Source organism: Amycolatopsis sp. NPDC051102 (assembly GCF_040682815.1).
Lineage (GTDB): Bacteria > Actinomycetota > Actinomycetes > Mycobacteriales > Pseudonocardiaceae > Amycolatopsis.
In genome coordinates this window covers 44,288-61,128 of the sequence record NZ_JBFBBT010000029.1, presented here as the reverse complement: position 1 = coordinate 61,128, position 16,841 = coordinate 44,288, and the positions used below count along the sequence as shown (strand labels likewise).

The following is a 16,841-nucleotide window of genomic DNA, read 5'->3' as shown; positions in this document are numbered from 1 at the left end:
GCAGTCAAGAACTAGAGGAGCTTTCGTGAACCTGGAGAACAAGACCGCCGTCGTGACCGGCGGGAGCACCGGCATCGGGCTCGCCATCGCGAAGCGGTTCGCGGCCGAAGGCGCGCACGTGTTCATCACCGGCCGCCGCAAGGAGGCCCTCGACGACGCGGTCGCCGAGATCGGCGGCGGAGTGACGGCCGTCCGGGCCGACTCGGCGAACCTGGCCGACCTGGACGAGCTCTACCGCGCGGTGGCCGAGCGTGGCCGCGGGCTGGACGTCGTCGTGGCCAACTCCGGCGGCGGGAGCTTCGCCCCGCTCGGCGAAATCACCGAGGAGCAGTTCGACACGACGTTCGCCACGAACGTCAAGGGTGTCGTCTTCGCTGTCCAGAAGGCTCTGCCGCTGCTGAACACGAACGCGTCGATCATCCTCACCGGCTCGACGACGTCGACGCGGGTCGGCCCGGCGTTCAGCGTCTACGCGGCGACGAAGGCGGCGGTGCGCAACTTCGCCCGCAGCTGGGCCCTCGACCTCGCCGGGACCGGCACGCGGGTCAACGTCCTGAGCCCGGGCCCGACGCGCACGCCGGGTCTGCTGGGCCTGGTGGACGAGAACGGGCAGCAGGAGCTGGTCGACGGCCTGGTGGCGCAGGTCCCGCTGGGCCGCCTCGGCGACCCGTCGGAAATCGCGGCCGCGGCGCTGTTCCTGGCCACCGGCGAGTCGAGCTTCGTCAACGGCATCGAGTTCTTCGTCGACGGCGGCCAGGCGCAGGTCTAACGCAGGGTGGCGTGGCTCGGCGTCAGGTCCTTCAGCGTCCGGACGCCGAGCAGCTGCATCGTGCGGACCATCTCGGTCCGCAGGATGTCGACGCACCGCTGGACGCCGCGCTCGCCGCCGGCCATCAGGCCGTACAGGAACGCGCGGCCGACCAGGACCGCGTCCGCGCCGCGGGCGATCGCCGCCACGATGTCGCCGCCCGACAGGATGCCCGTGTCGATCCAGACCTCCGCGCCGCCCTGGAGCTCGTCCAGCACCGCCGGCAGCAGTTCCAGGGGCGTCGGCGCGCGGTCGAGCTGGCGGCCGCCGTGGTTGGAGATCAGGACCGCGTCCGCGCCGTGCTTCACGACGTCGCGGGCGTCGTCGACGTTCTGGACGCCCTTGACCACCAGCTTCCCCGGCCAGGTCTGCCGGACCCAGTCGAGGTCGTCGAAGTTCAGCGTCGGGTCGAAGAGCTTGTTCAGCAGCTCCGCGACCGTCCCGTCGAAGTGGCTGAGCGAGGCGAACTGCAGCGGCTCGGTGGTGAGCAGGTTGAACCACCACGCCGGGTGCATCGCGCCGTCGAGGAACGTCTTGAGCGTCAGCGCCGGCGGGATGGTCAGGCCGTTGCGGACGTCCCGCAGGCGCGCACCGCCGACCGGGGTGTCCACGGTCAGCATCAGCGTGTCGTAGCCCGCGGCCCACGCGCGATTCATCAGATCTTCGCCCGCGCCGTGATCGCGCCAGACGTAGAGCTGGAACCACTTGCGCGCGCCCGGCGCGGCCTCGGCGAGGTCTTCGATCGACGTCGTCGCCATCGTCGACAGCCCGACCGGGATGCCGTTGCGCTCGGCGACGCGGGCCACCGCGCGCTCGCCCTCGTGCTGCATCATCCGGGTGAACCCGGTGGGCGCGAAGGCGAACGGCAGGGCCGACGTCTTGCCGAGGATCTCGCGGGAGGTGTCCACATCGGACACCCCGCGCAGTACGTTCGGGTGAAACTCGATGCGGCGGTACGCCTGCCGGGCGCGGCGCAGGCTGTCCTCCAGCTCGGCCGCGCCGTCGGTGTAGTCGAACGCCGCCCGCGGGGTGCGCTTGCGAGCGAGCATCCGGAGGTCGGCGATGGTGTGCGCGCTCGCCAGCCGCCGGTCCGTCGGGTTCAGCACGATCGGCTTCGGCCGCAGGATCTGCTGCAGCTCGCTCGGCTTCGGCAACCGGCGCTTCGTCACCTTCATCAACTCCCTACGCGCAAGGGCCCGGCAGACATCGGATGTCTGCCGGGCCCGAACCTAGCACCAGGTCACGCGTTCCCGGCATCCGACGTCTGCGGCCCGGCGGCCGAGATGTCGTCGAGCCGGTACTTCGTGGCCGCTTCGAGGACCTTCGCCTGGTCGACCTCGCCGCGCTTGGCCAGGATCGACAGCGCGCCGACGGTGATCGACTCCGCGTCGACCAGGAACTTCCGCCGCGCCGCCGGCCGGGTGTCGGAGAAGCCGAACCCGTCGGTGCCCAGCGTCAGCATGTCGGTCGGCACGTACGGGCGGATCAGGTCCGGCACCGCGCGCATCCAGTCCGACACCGCCACGACCGGCCCGTTGGTCCCCGAGAGCGCCTCGGTGACGTACGGCACGCGCGGCTCGCTGCCCGGGTAGAGCAGGTTGTCGTGGTCGATCTCGACGGCTTCGCGCCGCAGCTCGGTCCACGACGTCGCCGACCACACCGCGGCCCGCACGCCCCACTCCTCGGCCAGCAGCTTCTGCGCCTTCAGCGCGTCCGGCATCGTGACGCCGGAGACGAGGATCTGCACCTCCGGGCCGTCGCCCGCCGGGGCCTCGGCGTACTTGTAGAGACCCTTGAGCAGGCCGTCGACGTCGAGGTTCTCCGGCTCGGCGGGCTGCTGGTACGGCTCGTTGTAGATCGTCATGTAGTAGAAGACGTTCTCGCCGTTGCCGTCCGGGCCGGTCTCGCCGTACATCCGGCGCAGGCCGTCCTTGACGATGTGCGCGATCTCGAACGACCACGCCGGGTCGTAGGCCACCGCGGCCGGGTTGGTCGCCGCCAGCAGCAGCGAGTGCCCGTCCGCGTGCTGGAGACCCTCACCCGTCAGGGTGGTCCGGCCGGCGGTGGCGCCGAGGACGAACCCGCGGGCCATCTGGTCGGCGGCGGCGTACAGGCCGTCACCGGTCCGCTGGAACCCGAACATCGAGTAGAAGATGTAGATCGGGATCATCGGCTCGCCGTGCGTCGCGTACGACGTGCCGACGGCGGTGAACGACGCGGTCGAGCCCGCCTCGTTGATGCCCTCGTGCAGCAGCTGGCCCTTCTCGGACTCCTTGTAGGCCAGCATCAGGCTCGCGTCGACCGACGTGTACGTCTGGCCGTGCGGGTTGTAGATCTTCGCCGTCGGGAACATCGAGTCGAGGCCGAAGGTGCGGGCCTCGTCCGGGATGATCGGGACGACGCGCTTGCCGATCTCGGAGTCCTTCGCCAGCTCGCGGACCAGCCGGACGAACGCCATCGTCGTGGCGACCTCCTGCTTGCCGGAGCCCTTCCGGATGCCCTCGTAGACCTTGTCGCCGGGCAGGACCAGGGCCTTGGCGGCCTTGGGGCGGCGTTCCGGCAGGAACCCGCCGAGCGCCTTGCGGCGGCCGATCATGTATTCGATCTCGGGCGAGTTCGCGCCCGGGTGGTAGTACGGCGGCAGCTTCGGGTCGCGCTCCAGCTCCTCGTCGCTGATCGGGATCCGCTGCGAGTCGCGGAACAGCTTCAGGTCGTCGAGGGTCAGCTTCTTCATCTGGTGCGTGGCGTTGCGGCCCTCGAACGCCGGGCCCAGGCCGTAGCCCTTGATCGTGTGGGCCAGGATCACCGTCGGCTGGCCGTGGTGCTCCAGCGACGCCTTGTAGGCCGCGTACACCTTGCGGTAGTCGTGGCCGCCGCGCTTGAGGTTCCAGATGTCGGCGTCGGAGAGGTCCTTGACCAGGTCCTTCGTCCGCGGGTCGCGGCCGAAGAAGTGCTCGCGGACGAAGGCGCCGTCGTTGGCCTTGTACGTCTGGTAGTCACCGTCGGGGGTGACGTTCATCAGGTTGACCAGGGCGCCGTCGCGGTCGGCGTGCAGCAGCGAGTCCCACTCGCGGCCCCAGATCACCTTGATGACGTTCCAGCCGGCGCCGCGGAAGTACGACTCCAGCTCCTGGATGATCTTGCCGTTGCCGCGCACCGGGCCGTCGAGCCGCTGCAGGTTGCAGTTGATCACGAAGGTCAGGTTGTCGAGGCCCTCGCCGGCGGCCACGTGGATGAGGCCGCGGGACTCGGCCTCGTCCATCTCGCCGTCGCCGAGGAACGCCCAGACGTGCTGGTCGTCGGTGTTCTTGATGCCGCGGTCGCGCAGGTAGCGGTTGAACCGCGCCTGGTAGATCGCGTTCATCGGGCCGAGGCCCATGGACACCGTCGGGTTCTCCCAGAACTCCGGCATCAGCCGCGGGTGCGGGTAAGACGGCAGGCCGCCGCCCTCACCCGCGTGGCTGAACTCCTGGCGGAAGCCGTCGAGCTGCGACTCGCTCAGCCGGCCCTCGAGGAACGCGCGGGCGTAGATGCCGGGGGAGGCGTGGCCCTGGATGTAGATCTGGTCGCCGCCGCCGGAGTGGTCCTTGCCGCGGAAGAAGTGGTTGAAGCCCACCTCGTACAGCGCGGCCGAGGAGGCGTAGGTCGAGATGTGCCCGCCGACGCCGACGCCCGGGCGCTGCGCCCGGTGCACCATGATCGCCGCGTTCCACCGGATGTAGGCGCGGTAGCGGCGCTCGATCTCCTCGTCGCCGGGGAACCAGGGCTCGTTCTCGGTGGGGATGGTGTTGACGAAGTCCGTCGAGGTCAGCGCCGGGACACCGACGTTCCGCTCCCGGGCGCGCTCGAGGATGCGCAGCATCAGGTACCGGGCCCGCTGCTGACCGCCCCTCGCCAGAGCCTCGTCGAAGGAGTCCAGCCACTCGGCGGTCTCCTCCGGGTCGATGTCGGGCAGGTGCGCCGCCAGTCCGTCACGGATGACGCGTACGCGTGCCGGGGTCTCCTTGCCGGAGGCGCCGTCGTTCTGCGGGGCCAAGGGGTCTCCTTGCGAAAAGTTGTAGCCGGTGGTGCTCGTACGCGGGGGTGTACGACTCTCCATCGTCGTCTTCCGTACCGGCTTCCGCACCGCTACTTGGCGGTAACATCGGCCGACCCGGTCGAGCCACTCCCAGCGCGCGGTGTATCGCGCGCGCGGTTTACTTCTCCCCCACCCTAGGGGACGGCACCCGAAGGGGTGGCAGAGCGGGGGCGTGAGGCACCCGAAACGCCGTCGCGGCGGGCGGGTCGCGGGCCGTATCCTGCGACACGAGTTGTCACAGATCCGGTGTGGACGGTTGCGCGCGGAGCCTCACCAGTGTTCGCTATCGGCAACCGGGTCGCCGAGTGTGGCGCCGCCGTACCCTCGAAGAGGGTGCGGGATGCCACACTCCGTCGTAGTTGGAGGAGTGAAAGCAGTGGTCGCCGCGGGAGACGCTGATCAGAGCAGCGTCGCCGAGAGGCTCGGCATCAAGCCCGAGATGGTGGTCCAGGAGATCGGCTGGGACGAGGACGTCGACGACGACGTCCGCGCGGCGATCGAGGAGCAGATCGGCGGGGACATCCTCGACGAGGACGCCGACGAGGTCATCGACGTGGTGCTGCTCTGGTGGCGCGAAGACGACGGCGACCTGGGCGACGCGCTCATCGACGCCCGCGGTCCCCTGGAGGAGACCGGCGTCATCTGGGTGCTGACCCCCAAGACGGGACAGCCGGGGCACGTCGAGCCGAGTGAAATCGCCGAAGCGGTGCCCGCCGTCGGCCTGGCCCAGACCGCCAACATCAGTGTCGGCCCGAACTGGATCGGCACCCGCCTGGTGTCGCCCAAGTCGAAGTCGAAGCAGCGCTGAGCCGGTCTCGCCGGACGGACACGATAGGGTTGTCGTCGCAGGCACGTGTCCGTTCGGGAGAGGAAACGCGGTATGACCGTCGAGGTCGGTTCTGAGGCCCCTGACTTCACGCTCAACGACTACAACAAGCAGCCGGTCCAGCTGTCGTCGTTCCGGGGTGACAAGCCGGTTCTGCTGGTCTTCTACCCCTTCGCGTTCAGCGGCATCTGCACGGGCGAGCTGTGCCAGCTCCGCGACGAGTTCGCGGACTACGACAACAAGGGCGTCCAGGTCCTGGGCGTCTCGGTCGACACGCCGTTCTCGCTGAAGGCGTGGGCCGACAAGGAGGGCTACCAGTTCCCGCTGCTGTCGGACTTCTGGCCGCACGGCGAAGTGGCCCGCGCGTACGGCGTGTTCAACGAGGACGCGGGCCTGGCGGTCCGCGGCACGTTCCTGATCGACACGTCCGGCGTGGTCCGCTTCGCCGAGGTCAACGCCCCCGGCGAGGCCCGCGACCAGCAGGGCTGGAAGAAGGCCGTGGCCGAACTGGCCTGAGTTTCCCGCGGCGGCGGTCCCATCGCGGGACCGCGGCCGTGCGGGCGCATAGCTCAGCGGAAGAGCACTCGGCTTACACCCGAGCGGTCGCAGGTTCGAACCCTGCTGCGCCCACCAAGTACTCATCTTGCACACCGTTAGCAAATGAAAGAACATTGCTCGGTGTGACGTAATTATCACGTTCCGCATCCATGTGATGCGTATTATTCCCGCCGCCTGGCGCGCGGTCGGTTGTCCGGCCCTGCGTCCCAACGGGTGAATCCTTCGGCTCGTCTCCGGCCATCTGGGCCGCACGGGACGGCCCGCCATCGCCCGACGTCGCCTCGGCCACCATCCGTGCCGACAGATCCGGTGCTAGCAGGGTGGCGAACGGCTCCGTCAGTTCGGCCCGCGCCACCGACCCGTCCTGCCCAATGAACAGCTTCACGAAGAAGCCTTGGTTGATCTGTCGCCGGATGGGCTCCGGTGCCGTGACGTAGGCCCGGTGACACCGGCCTGCGGCCACCAACGCCGCTTCGAGTGTCGCCTCTACGTCAGTCGTCGAAGTCTGAGCGGCGGCGATCATCGCGTCGGCTTCGGCCAGTGCTCGGGTCAGTCGCTTCATCTCCGAGCCGAGCACGTCTTCGGGGATATGTCCGGCGTAATGCGCCCGCAGCAGCTTCTGACGCTCGTCCGTCGCCTGCTGCTTGCGCTTGACGGCAGCTGCCGCGTGACGGCGTGCCTCTTCCTGGTCGGCAGTCAGCAGCGCCCGCACGCCGGCCCGGATCTGCTCGACGTGAGCCGCGCTCACCTCGAACCGCTCGTAGAACCGGGCGATGCCCTCCTCGATGCGCTCTAGCCGCACTGCCGGGCGGCGGCAGTTGCTCGTCTTGGTCTTCTTCTTCACGCACACGTAGTAGGTGTACGCACCGCCGTTGCCGACGTTGACCGAGTAGACCAACCGGCCGCCGCAGTCCGCGCAGTAGATCGTGCTTTTCAGATAGTGCAGGTGCTTCCGGTCCTTCTCGCCCAGATGGGCACGGACCGCCAAGATGTCCTGAATCGCCAGCCACGTCTCCGGCTCGATGAGCGGGGTGTGCTTGCCCTCGTAGTGGATGCCCTGGTAGCTGACGATTCCCATGTAGTACGGGTTTTGCAGGAGGTGGTAGAAGGTCGTCAGGCCCATCGGGCGCTCCGGCTTGGTGGCCGTTGGCCGGCTGGTCAAGCCCCGGGCTGTGGCCTCCAGCAGCAAGTCCGCCGCGCTCCACTCACCCGTGGCGTACTGCTCCAGGCACCAGCGCACCAGCTCGGCCCGGTCCGGGTCGAGTTCCACCGACGCGAACGTCACGCCCTCGACCGTCTTGCGCACGTTCACGTAGCCGGTTGGAGCCCGGTACGGCGTGCCGCCTTCCTCAGCCTTGCGCAAGAGTCCCTTCATCACCTCCTGCGCCAAGTTGCCCGAGTAGAACTGCGCGATCTCGGCCAGCAGCCCATACAGCAGTTTGCCGCTGGGGGTGTTGTCGATGTTCTCCGTGCAGGACACCAGCTCCGCGCCGTGACGCCGCAGCAGCAGGTTGATGGCGATGTCGTCTTCGCGGTTGCGGGCCAGCCGGTCGATCTTGTGCACGATGACGTAGTCGGGCTTGACCGCCTTCACGTCCTTGAGCATGGCTTGCAGCTCGTCGCGGTCGGCTGAGCGTGCCGACTCGCCCGCGTCGACGTAGATGTGGTGCACCACCGCGCCCAGGGCCGACGCCTTAGCCACGCAGGCTTCTCGCTGCGCTGGGATGGAGTAGCCCTCCGCGCCACCGCCCGTGCGGGCCTGCTCCTTCGTGCTGACGCGCGCGTACACGAAGGCAATGGGCGTGGCCCGGCGTGAGGTCTGCGCCTGAGACTTGGCGCGTGAGGGTTTGAGTGAATGGCTCCCTGCTACCGCGAGTGCCTGACGGGGGCTGGTGGCGGGCTCAGTGATCATCGCGAGCACCTCCCGCCACCTGCTGCAGGCGTGCCCGCCGCTTGGCTTGTCCCGCCAGCGTTGCCCGGCGGTGCTCGATCCTGGAGTACTCGGCAACCGCCCGCACAATCGCCTGCATGAGCTGATGGGCGGCTTCGGATTCGCTGGGTAGCGATGTGGTCGCTTGGCCTCTGGTTGACATGATGGTTCCTCCTCTCGGGAATGTAGTTATGACAGGTCGTTATCTGATTCATCACATGGCGGGCGTCGGTCCGTCTCGGCCAGTTGCACCGAGCCAATCCGTCCGATGAGTTGGGCGTCGACTGCAGTGGCTTCACGGTGAGGCAAGCTGGCGATTTCCAGCTGGGCGCCTGCTTTGCCGACCGCCCAGACCACCCGGCTGTAGTCTTCGGCTCGAATGGCGATCTGCCGATGCTCGTAGGCGATGACAAGGGCGATGTCATCGCGCCGCGCCAGCTCGTCAAGCAGCGCCGTCAGGCTTGGTCGGCTCATGGTTGTGCCCGGTCCCCGGTCGATGTACACGCCCAGGACGTTCAGGCCGAGTTCGTTGGCCCGATGCTCGCAGACCCGGTTTTGCGCTGCCAGCGCCCGGCCTGCCTGTCGGTGGTCGTCACGGGCCACGCGCAGGTAAATCAGGGCCTTGGCAGCTTCCGTAGATTTGGTCATGACAGTTCTAGTTCTCCTATTGGCTTCACGGAGCCACTATTTCGTTTCCTTTCATCCATTTTTTCAGTCTTTTTAGGAAGTGCCAAGACAGGCTATCCTGTCCTTATTTGTGGCGAATAGTTAATTGTCAGGTTGAAGGTGACGGGTAGCGGCTGTGAGGCCGCCACCCGTCACCGTGAGGGAGACCGAAAGGGCTACCCTTCGGTTCCGGCCTTGCGGCTACGGCTCGTCGCCGGCTTGGCCGCCTCGGCGACCTGTTCCGGGTTGGTGCCGAACAGTCCCTCGATGGCTCCGCGGCGCGCGGCGGCTTCCTTCTCGATCTCCGCCAGTGCGGCAGCGGCCCGCTGGGCGAAGTCCGGCTCCTCCTTCTTGGTGGCCACGTACAGCTCGACCGCCCGCAGCGCCGCATCGTTGAGTGAGATGCCGTCGAGCTGGGCCACCAGCGCGAACTGCGCGTGCAGTTCGGGTGGCAGTTTGATCCCGAGCGTCTTCACGCCGTTCTTGTTGGGATCAGTCACGCTGATCTCCTCCTCGGTGTTGGTGTGGCCGCCCATGCCCGCAAGGACTGCGAGCGAGGGGTGAGCGGCCACAGGCCACCGGGGAGGGGTGGCCCGGTCGGTGCGGCTCACGACACCGCCCCTACCTGTGTCGCCCGCCAGTCGGCTAAGCGCTCTTCGGCCAGCGCCGCGTAAGCCGGATTCAGCTCGATGCCGACCCAATTCCGGGCGTACATCTCGGCCGCCAGCGCCGTGGTCCCGGAGCCCAGAAAAGGATCAAGGACGATCCCCGGCCGCCAGTCGGCCCGGCAGGCGCACGCGGGCCGCAGCGGTCCCGTTGCCAGCAACCGGCCGTGCAGGCGTTGCGGCGCCCGTTGCCACGGCGTGGCGCAGGTCGTGCACACCCGCTCGGGGCACGTGGCGAGCAGTCCCCGGCGCACAAGCCGCAGCGGGAAGGTGGCGAAGTGCGCCCCGCTGTAGCTGCCCGTCGCCTCCACCCAGCAGTCACCGGGGTTCTTCCCCAGCGGGTGGCTGGCAATCCCGGCTCGCTTCAGCCGGGCCAAGCCGTGGTTCAGATCCACGCGCGGGCTCCTGCCACCGCCCAGGCTCGGCACCGCCGTACGCGGCAGCGTCGGCCGAGCCCGACTCGAGGCCCGGCCGGCGCCCGCGGTCTTGGCGGGTTCGCGCACTGCGTCGAGGTCGAACGTGTAGTTCGCCTGCCGGGTGAAGAAGTAGAGGTACTCGTGGGCGTTGGTGAAGCGGTCACGCACGCTTGAGGGCGTCGGGTTACTCTTCGCCCACACGATGGTGTTGCGCAAAAACCACCCGGAACGGGTGAGGCGCAGCGCGACTCTGGCAGGTCCGAGCAGGAGCGACTTCTTGGCCGCGCCTTCGCGCTCGTGGCGGCTGTAGCCGTCACCGAGATTCAGAAACAAACTGCCGGTCGGCACCAGCACGCGGGCCAGTTGGTCGCAGACCCCGGCGATCTCCGCCGCCCAGGCTTCGACGCTGGCCTCCGCGCCGATCTGCCCCTCGCTGCCGTAGTCCCTCATGGCGAAGTACGGCGGCGACGTGATCACGCAGTCCACCGACGCGTCGGGCAGCTCGGCCAGGCGGTCGCGGACATCGCCGACCAGGATGCGCCCTGTGGGCACGTTGGCGTGGGTGGCTTGGCTCATAGGGCACCTCCTTCGGTGGGTTGGGTCAGGACGTCAGCGGCTTCGGATAGCAGGCCGACCCGAAACAGCACGCGGGCTTCCGCCGGAAGCTTCTGGATCTCGCGGGTGATGACCGCCACGCGGGCGCCATCCGGGACGAACCACCACACCCGCGGGAACACGCCGTACTGGCGCTGCTCAGCTCCGCTGTTCCAGTACCGCACGTAGGCTTCGAGCTTCCGGCGGATGGTGGGTGCACTCTCGGAGTCAAGATCGATTTCCAGGAAGGAGCTGTACTCCCAACCGCCGATACCGAGCCGTACGTAGCCGTCCGGCTTGAGCGTGGTCGGTGCACCGCCGACGCCGTAGAAGGTTCGCCAGCACCGCGGCTCAAAGGTGAAGTCGAGCAGCTCGGCCCCGCCGGCGCGGATCCGCTCGATCAACTGCACGTAGGTTTCAGCCACCGCCAGCGTGTGATCTTGGAAGGCAGGCTTCGCCTCGTCGGGGCTGCGGTGTCGGCCTGGCCGCTCTTGCCCCAGGTCCAGCACCGCCGCGCCGAGGCCGGACAGCCCGTACAGATACCCGGCGCTACCCGCCCGCAGCCCACCGATCCGGCGGCGCAGGCGCACCACGAGCGCCAGCGTGAACAGCCGTTGCAACGCAGCTCGGGTTTTGCGGGCTTGCGTGTCGGGCCGACCGACCGCGAAGTGCAAGCGCTGGAGCTGATTGCCCGTCAGCAGCTGCAGTTGCCGCAGCGACTTCAAGATCTCGAAATCGCGTTGGCTAAGCCGCTGCGCCACCAGCCGGGCGCGTCCGCGCCCACTCATCGGACACCGCCAATGGTGTCAGAATGTCGGCGGCAGCTATCCAGTATCTGCGCACGTCCGGGCGTTGCCAGCTCGACGCGACCGGCAGGCCGAGCGGCAGGGGTGAAAGATCTTCGTGGGTGCCTCATCGTGGTGCCCTTCGGCTGCCGAGCGGCGCACTGGGCGGGCTACCGCCGTGCCACCGTTTGAGCAGTTCGGCATCCACTTCCGCCGGGTCCATGCCGTAGCGAGCCGTACTGGCCTGCCGCACCTGCACCGGGTCGGCCAGCGCATCAGGCAGTGCCGGAGTGGCGACCTCGAACGGCTGACTCGGCGCACCGTTCACCAGCACCCGGGCCGCCGCGTGATAGGCCGGGAGTCGTTCCAGATCCGCCGCCGTCACCGGCGCACCAAACACGTTCGCCAGGGTCCGGCCGTCGCCCTCTGCCGGACGGAACGCCACGCGCGCCCCGACGTTGGCCAGCACCGCCGCTTTCAGCTCGGCGTTCAGTTGATCCAGGTGCTGGTGGGCGACCGTAAACGACACGTTCGCGCCCCGGGCTCGGGCGAGGACGTCGGCGAAGTCGAGCCCCGCCGTGAAGCTCTGCCACTCGTCCACGAACACCGACACCGGCCGCCGCTGGGGAGCGGGCCGCGCCGTCTGGCGCTGGATGGCCTGCCACAGTTGGCTCAAGATCAGGCTGCCAACCAGCCGGGCCGTCTCCGAGCCCAGCACCCCGGCGTTGAGGTTGATCAACAGGATGGTGGGACGAGCGAACACCGACGCCACATCGAACTTCGGGTACGCCTGGCCGATCAGGTGCCGCACGGCTGGGCGGGCCGTCCACGGTCGCAGCTTGTTGGCCACTGGCTGCACTACCTGGGTTCGTTCTGGCTCGGACAGGTTGTCGAACCAGGCCAGCCACGGGTCAATCGTCAACGGATCACCGACCCGGGCCGCCACCGCTCGGCGCAGCCGTGGAGTGGTCAAGATCGGAATGATGTCCGTTAGGCCGCCCTCGGGCAGGCGGCTGGCCAAGATCAGCCCGTGCAGGAGAACGTCAGCACTCCGTGGCCCGATGGCCGAACCGAACAGCTCACGCAGCAGGCCCAGCACGGTGTCGGCTCGGCGCTCGGCGTCAGCCGGCGGCCCGCTCAACGGGTTGAAGCCAACCACCGGCCCAGGCACGCCGGGGTCAATCACGACCACCTGGTGCCGCGAAGGGTGCGGCAACCGGGCCAGCACGTCCATCACCAAGTCGCCCTTGGGCTCGATGACGATCAGGCTGCCGTTAGCCGCCGCTTCAGCGGTCACCCAGTGAGCCAGCAGCGTCGATTTCCCGGTTCCGCTGGGCGATATCAGGTGACAGTGGGTGCCGTAGCTGGACCGGGGCAGCCACACCGCTGCCCGCCGGGCCGCCGGGTGAGTGCTGACGCCCAGGGGACGTGCCGCCGCCTCAGGCGCACCCGCCGTCACTGCGCGAAGCAACGGTGCCGGGGGCGGAGCGAAGCCACGGGCGCCGCCCGCTACCTCCAGTCCGTCGAGGCTCCAGCCCAGCAGGACGGCCAGTTCGCTGGCGTTCAACATCCCCGACCACGACCGGGCGCGCCCCATGACGCTCGTCAGCTGCTCCGCTGTCCGTGTCGATTGGCGCGAGCCGTACACCCGGGCGTGCGCCGCACTGGCGAGGCCCAGCGCTGCCACCGCTGGACGCAGCAGTTCACCAGCCCGACGCAAGGTCGGCGCCACGCTGCCCACCCGGCCGCGCACCCCAAACCGGGGCTCACTCAGCCGCGCCTTCCAGCCGCGTTGCTCCTCACCGCCCGGTTGGTGAGGAGCCCCGAAGCCGAGCAGTTCCAGCGGCGACCGCTGGTCCGGTGGGACCGTCGACGTCTGGCTCGGTCCAATCACCCACTGCACCGCCACGGCTTCGCCGTCGCGCAGGTCGTCTTGCAGCCGCATCAGCCCGGTGGTGACCTGCCGGGAGGTGTCCAGGCGGATGGGGTGCACCACGCTGGTCACTCGGATCTCTCGCGCCGTCACCGTGGCGGGCCGCCGCGGGCTATCCGTTGGCGTCAGCACCAGGCCGGGGAGCTGGCCCCGAAGTTCGCCGGGCAACGTCCGCGCGATCCGAGCCTCGATGCCAAGCAGCCAGCGCACCCGGTCCGGGTGGACCCAGAGCTCGAACACCACCACCGGCTGCAGCCCGAGTAGGCCGTAGTGCGGCCGTCCCGCCAGCACCCGCACCATGGCCGTGACGTCGGAGAGCGTCGCATCCCGCGGTGGAAAAGCTTCGTACCACTGGAGCTCGATCATCGCCGCACCTCCCGCCGGGCAGGCTGCTCACCGTCCGGCTCTTCCGTTGGCGGGGCTGGCGGAGGGGGCGAACTGGCAACCCGGCCGAGGGCAATACACGCCTTCGCCAACTTGCGAATTGCCGGGTGTAGCCGCTCTTGGGCCGTGACGTTAAGAGGTTGTTCTGATATGGACTCGGGCATGAGAAACCCTCCTTTCGGCTAGGCGCGAAACGAGGGTCAGGTGTACATCTAAAACTGCCAATACCACTTGACACTGCAATCTGGTAGGCGTGTAATTGAATGCACACAGCGTCCCCGTTTCGAGGTCGTTGATGTGTAAATCACCTGAACGTAGTCGCCAGTGCAACGTGAGCAGAGAAGAACTTCCTAGGGACTCTCTGCTCGTAGCGCCTGGCGGCGCGTTCAGACTTTGTTATTATCTCCAGCACCGGTGGTGCAACCTAGAGGCGATTAACCAGAACAAAACCCGAACGGTAGGCCGCGGTTCTAGCAAAACGCCTGACGACAGGTTCTGTGCCATGCGGTATTCTCAGCACACGCTTCGCCGTGACCTGAACCAGATTTACGGTCTACTCAACCCGGCTGGAGCCAGGTCCGCGCCGGCCTTGGCGGCCGGTCGGCCAGTCTGCCATGCGCGGGCTAGCTGCAACATCCAGATCTGGTACGTCACCTCTCGCTCGTAACGAGCCCGATCCTCGTTTTCGGTTTCCTCAACCAGCTGCTTACGAGTTTTCCGGGGCATGATGTGCCTCCTTCCTGCCGGGGCGCGGGCCGCCCAGCGGGCGTAGCGCTGCCCCGGCGTGAATGGGTGGTTTTTAGAAACGAATGCCGGACACCGGCACGTCGCTGTCGACTTCGTTGCCCCACGCATCCCAGCCGGGGGCGCGCCTGCGGGCGAACAGTTCGAGATACGGCCCGGCTGAGCAGCGCTCGATGATGGCGTACTGCTCTTCCGGCTTGTGGCTGTGTTCCTGTTGTGGGGCGTAAAACCACGAGCCCTGACAACGGAACTGGACCGGGGCTCGCCCCCGCGTTCCCAGCAGGAGGTGTTCCGTCTGGTTACGCAGGTACTGCCCGAGCCCCAAGCGCGGCTTGACCCAGGTCAGGCAGCTCCGGTACGTGAAGCCCCAGGCTGCCATCACCTCCCGGCCGACCGGCAGCGAGCCGTTGGTCACCCACAGCCACAGGTGGGCGTCGGCTGCGGCCAGCTGCTCCACGCCGAGGGCGCAGATGCGATCGAGGCTCATCAGGGGGTAGTGACGCTCTGCGCCGAGGTTGCCGCGCTGGTTGATGTCCCACGGGGGATCGGCCAGGATGGTTCGATACTGAGCTTTGGTCATTGCGCTGTACGAGCCTCCTTCCTGCCGGAGCGGGGCCGCCCGGAGGGCATAGCCCTGCCCCGGCTCGAATGCGATGAACTCAAGATGGTGATGCGATCGCCGGCTAGCGGCGCCTGCGCTCCATGTAGAGGCGGACCAAGAACAACGCCGACAGAATGCCGAGCGCGTAGATCAGCTGCACGGGCATGGCGTGGGCCACGCCCAGCCCGAAGGTGAGCGCAAAGATCGTCAGCATGACCGAGCGGAGCTTACCCAACATCGTCGCCAGGGGTGATTTCGATTTACTCATGCCTATCTCCTCAGGCGTGGTAGCGCTCACGAGCACGCACAATTTCGCGGTCCACTTCCTGCTGTGCTCGCATCCACAGCGCGTCAAGCTGGCGTCGGGAGAAGTTCGTCATGTCGCCCCTGAGGTTCTGCACCTGGGCCTCCGCTTCTTCCACACGCACGTTCAGCCGCCGCAAGTCGTAGCGGTACGAACCGAGCAGGCAGATGTTGAAGATGATGAGCCCAATTACCACCACGGCCCCGATGACTGCCACCATGGCCGACTCACCACCGCTCGTACGGGCGGTTGAGGTAGTCGTCGATCAGGTAGCTCGCGCTCGCCCCGTACGTGACGTGCATCCGCTCCATGAGCGACAGCGTCAGCGGTGACACCCCGCGGTCGCGTGCCCGCTGAATCCGTCGGTCCGACTCCTCGACTCGGTCGAAGGCGGTTTCGACCAGCTCGCCGCCCGTGTAGAGCGACGAGGCGGCCCGGTAGTAGCGGTCGCGCTCGGTCACGTCGCTCGAGTAGCTAACCGGGTCGGGGATGCGGCGGGCCGGAGAGCTCGGGGCTCGGCGGGTGAGACCGTAGCCCGGCTGTGGCTCGGTGTGACCGTTGACCACCCGGCCGTAGGCCTCGGTGGCTGCTTGGAACCTGTCCATGTGTGTCTCCTTCGCGAATAATTGCGCGGTAGGTAAATAGGTGTCAGTAGGTGGATATTCCGACGAGTCGGGATGGTGCGGGGCTGCAAACACCTGCCACGCACCATCCCGAGCGGCGCTAACCACCTCCTTAGTTCGGGCTGGCGCAAGTAAAGAAATTAGTCTTCCTTACTGCGCCCTCGCTCAAAGCGTCGCGCCACCGACCAGCCGGTCTGAAAGCCGAAGGCAAACAGCACCAACAGCAGTACTGCCAGCAGTGCGAGAACTTCGGGCGCACCCATGGGGCCGTCCTTTCTTATCTGTGAGTTAACACACTGGATGCGGCGGCCTGGAACGGCCCATCGCATCATCTTTTGGAGTGCCCCAGGCGAAGAAGGCTGAGCTGCCCGGGCAAGAGCAACGCTACGGCCGGCTGGCTTGCCGTGGTAAAAAATCTTGGTCAGCTTTGACTGGTCAATGACCGTCTACGCAGGTCGGCTGCCTGAACGGGTTGTGGTCATGACTAGTCAACGACTAGTCATGCGCCTCCATGGGCGGGTGTGTTCAGCTGTGTGGATCTTCACTTGGCGGAACGTGCTCGCCTAGATCGCTGCCTGCCGGTGACTCAGGGGAAGAGAAGGAGTCCGGTCCCCATCCATAGCGTCGACGGGTTTCCTCGGCGGCCATTTCCTCCACGACCTGCGCGCGGATGCCTGCTTCGAGCTGCTCGCGAGTTACGGCCGAGGGTCGCTGTAGGTACTCCTGATATTCAGGAGAGCTCATTCGTTTGGCCACTTCTTCGTCAATTGCCGAGGTATCGCGGCCAGGTTCGAATGGGTATAGCGGATCTGACTCCAATTCGTAGCGTTGACGGGTTTCCTCGGCGGCCATTTCCTCCACGACCTGCGCGCGGATGCCTGCTTCGAGCTGCTCGCGAGTTACGGCCGAGGGTCGCTGTAGGTACT

17 protein-coding genes, 1 tRNA gene and 1 pseudogene are annotated in these 16,841 nt (G+C 67.5%); 5 read left to right on the top strand and 14 right to left on the bottom strand.

Going from position 1 to position 16,841, the window contains the following annotated elements:
- The first annotated feature begins 25 nt into the window (after positions 1-25).
- Positions 26-769, top strand: coding sequence for an SDR family oxidoreductase (locus AB0M93_RS43715; protein ID WP_364285859.1), 744 nt, complete (start codon positions 26-28; stop codon positions 767-769).
- Here the strand turns inward: AB0M93_RS43715 and AB0M93_RS43710 are convergent.
- Positions 766-1,977, bottom strand: coding sequence for an alpha-hydroxy acid oxidase (locus tag AB0M93_RS43710; protein ID WP_364285957.1), 1,212 nt, complete (start codon positions 1,975-1,977; stop codon positions 766-768). The two genes, AB0M93_RS43715 and AB0M93_RS43710, sit on opposite strands and share 4 nt — an antisense overlap.
- Before the next feature lie 71 nt (positions 1,978-2,048).
- Entirely contained in the window at positions 2,049-4,844 is a 2,796-nt protein-coding gene (aceE, locus tag AB0M93_RS43705) for a pyruvate dehydrogenase (acetyl-transferring), homodimeric type (RefSeq protein WP_364285857.1), read from the bottom strand.
- A gap of 418 nt (positions 4,845-5,262) precedes the next feature.
- Between aceE and AB0M93_RS43700 the strand changes: the two genes are divergently transcribed.
- The 4 genes from AB0M93_RS43700 (at position 5,263) to AB0M93_RS43685 (ending at position 7,066) form a co-directional block, all read left to right on the top strand.
- Positions 5,263-5,694 (top strand): DUF3052 domain-containing protein, encoded by a 432-nt coding sequence (locus AB0M93_RS43700; RefSeq protein WP_003084504.1) that lies wholly within the window; start codon positions 5,263-5,265, stop codon positions 5,692-5,694.
- A 72-nt stretch (positions 5,695-5,766) separates the two neighbouring features.
- Positions 5,767-6,228, top strand: a complete 462-nt coding sequence (locus AB0M93_RS43695) for a peroxiredoxin (protein WP_364285855.1) — start codon at positions 5,767-5,769, stop codon at positions 6,226-6,228.
- Positions 6,229-6,270: 42 nt separating this feature from the next.
- Positions 6,271-6,345 (top strand) — tRNA-Val (locus AB0M93_RS43690).
- A 526-nt stretch (positions 6,346-6,871) separates the two neighbouring features.
- A complete protein-coding gene (locus AB0M93_RS43685) occupies positions 6,872-7,066 on the top strand; it encodes a hypothetical protein (RefSeq protein WP_364285853.1) in 195 nt (64 codons plus the stop codon).
- A 36-nt stretch (positions 7,067-7,102) separates the two neighbouring features.
- Here AB0M93_RS43685 and AB0M93_RS43680 read toward each other — a convergent pair.
- The 12 genes and pseudogenes from AB0M93_RS43680 to AB0M93_RS43625 form a co-directional block, all read right to left on the bottom strand.
- A pseudogene (locus tag AB0M93_RS43680) lies at positions 7,103-8,182 on the bottom strand (recombinase family protein); the annotation flags it as partial.
- A gap of 207 nt (positions 8,183-8,389) precedes the next feature.
- The gene (locus tag AB0M93_RS43675; RefSeq protein WP_364285851.1) at positions 8,390-8,848 is read right to left on the bottom strand and encodes a recombinase family protein; all 459 of its coding nucleotides are present in this window, start codon (positions 8,846-8,848) and stop codon (positions 8,390-8,392) included.
- 194 nt (positions 8,849-9,042) lie between these two features.
- Positions 9,043-9,402, bottom strand: a complete 360-nt coding sequence (locus AB0M93_RS43670; protein ID WP_364285849.1) for a toxin-antitoxin system HicB family antitoxin — start codon at positions 9,400-9,402, stop codon at positions 9,043-9,045.
- Positions 9,403-9,473: 71 nt separating this feature from the next.
- On the bottom strand, positions 9,474-10,523 hold the full coding sequence (locus AB0M93_RS43665) for a site-specific DNA-methyltransferase (RefSeq protein WP_364285847.1): 1,050 nt from the start codon (positions 10,521-10,523) through the stop codon (positions 9,474-9,476).
- On the bottom strand, positions 10,520-11,329 hold the full coding sequence (locus AB0M93_RS43660) for a replication-relaxation family protein (RefSeq protein WP_364285845.1): 810 nt from the start codon (positions 11,327-11,329) through the stop codon (positions 10,520-10,522). Before AB0M93_RS43660 ends, AB0M93_RS43665 begins: the two co-directional genes overlap by 4 nt.
- A 124-nt stretch (positions 11,330-11,453) precedes the next feature.
- The gene (locus AB0M93_RS43655) at positions 11,454-13,625 is read right to left on the bottom strand and encodes a type IV secretory system conjugative DNA transfer family protein (protein WP_364285843.1); all 2,172 of its coding nucleotides are present in this window, start codon (positions 13,623-13,625) and stop codon (positions 11,454-11,456) included.
- Between the two features lie 817 nt (positions 13,626-14,442).
- On the bottom strand, positions 14,443-14,967 hold the full coding sequence (locus tag AB0M93_RS43650; protein WP_364285841.1) for an MT-A70 family methyltransferase: 525 nt from the start codon (positions 14,965-14,967) through the stop codon (positions 14,443-14,445).
- 103 nt (positions 14,968-15,070) lie between these two features.
- Positions 15,071-15,202 carry a hypothetical protein gene (locus tag AB0M93_RS43645; protein ID WP_364285839.1) on the bottom strand — a complete coding sequence of 44 codons (132 nt, stop codon included), beginning with the start codon at positions 15,200-15,202 and terminating at the stop codon, positions 15,071-15,073.
- 64 nt (positions 15,203-15,266) lie between these two features.
- Positions 15,267-15,512 carry a hypothetical protein gene (locus AB0M93_RS43640; RefSeq protein ID WP_364285837.1) on the bottom strand — a complete coding sequence of 82 codons (246 nt, stop codon included), beginning with the start codon at positions 15,510-15,512 and terminating at the stop codon, positions 15,267-15,269.
- A gap of 7 nt (positions 15,513-15,519) precedes the next feature.
- Entirely contained in the window at positions 15,520-15,897 is a 378-nt protein-coding gene (locus tag AB0M93_RS43635; RefSeq protein ID WP_364285835.1) for a hypothetical protein, read from the bottom strand.
- Positions 15,898-16,055: 158 nt separating this feature from the next.
- Complete coding sequence (locus tag AB0M93_RS43630; protein ID WP_364285833.1) at positions 16,056-16,178, bottom strand: hypothetical protein; 123 nt, start codon at positions 16,176-16,178, stop codon at positions 16,056-16,058.
- Positions 16,179-16,440: 262 nt separating this feature from the next.
- Positions 16,441-16,841, bottom strand: a 401-nt coding sequence (locus AB0M93_RS43625) for a hypothetical protein (RefSeq protein WP_364285831.1), incomplete at its 5' end; no start/stop codon positions are given.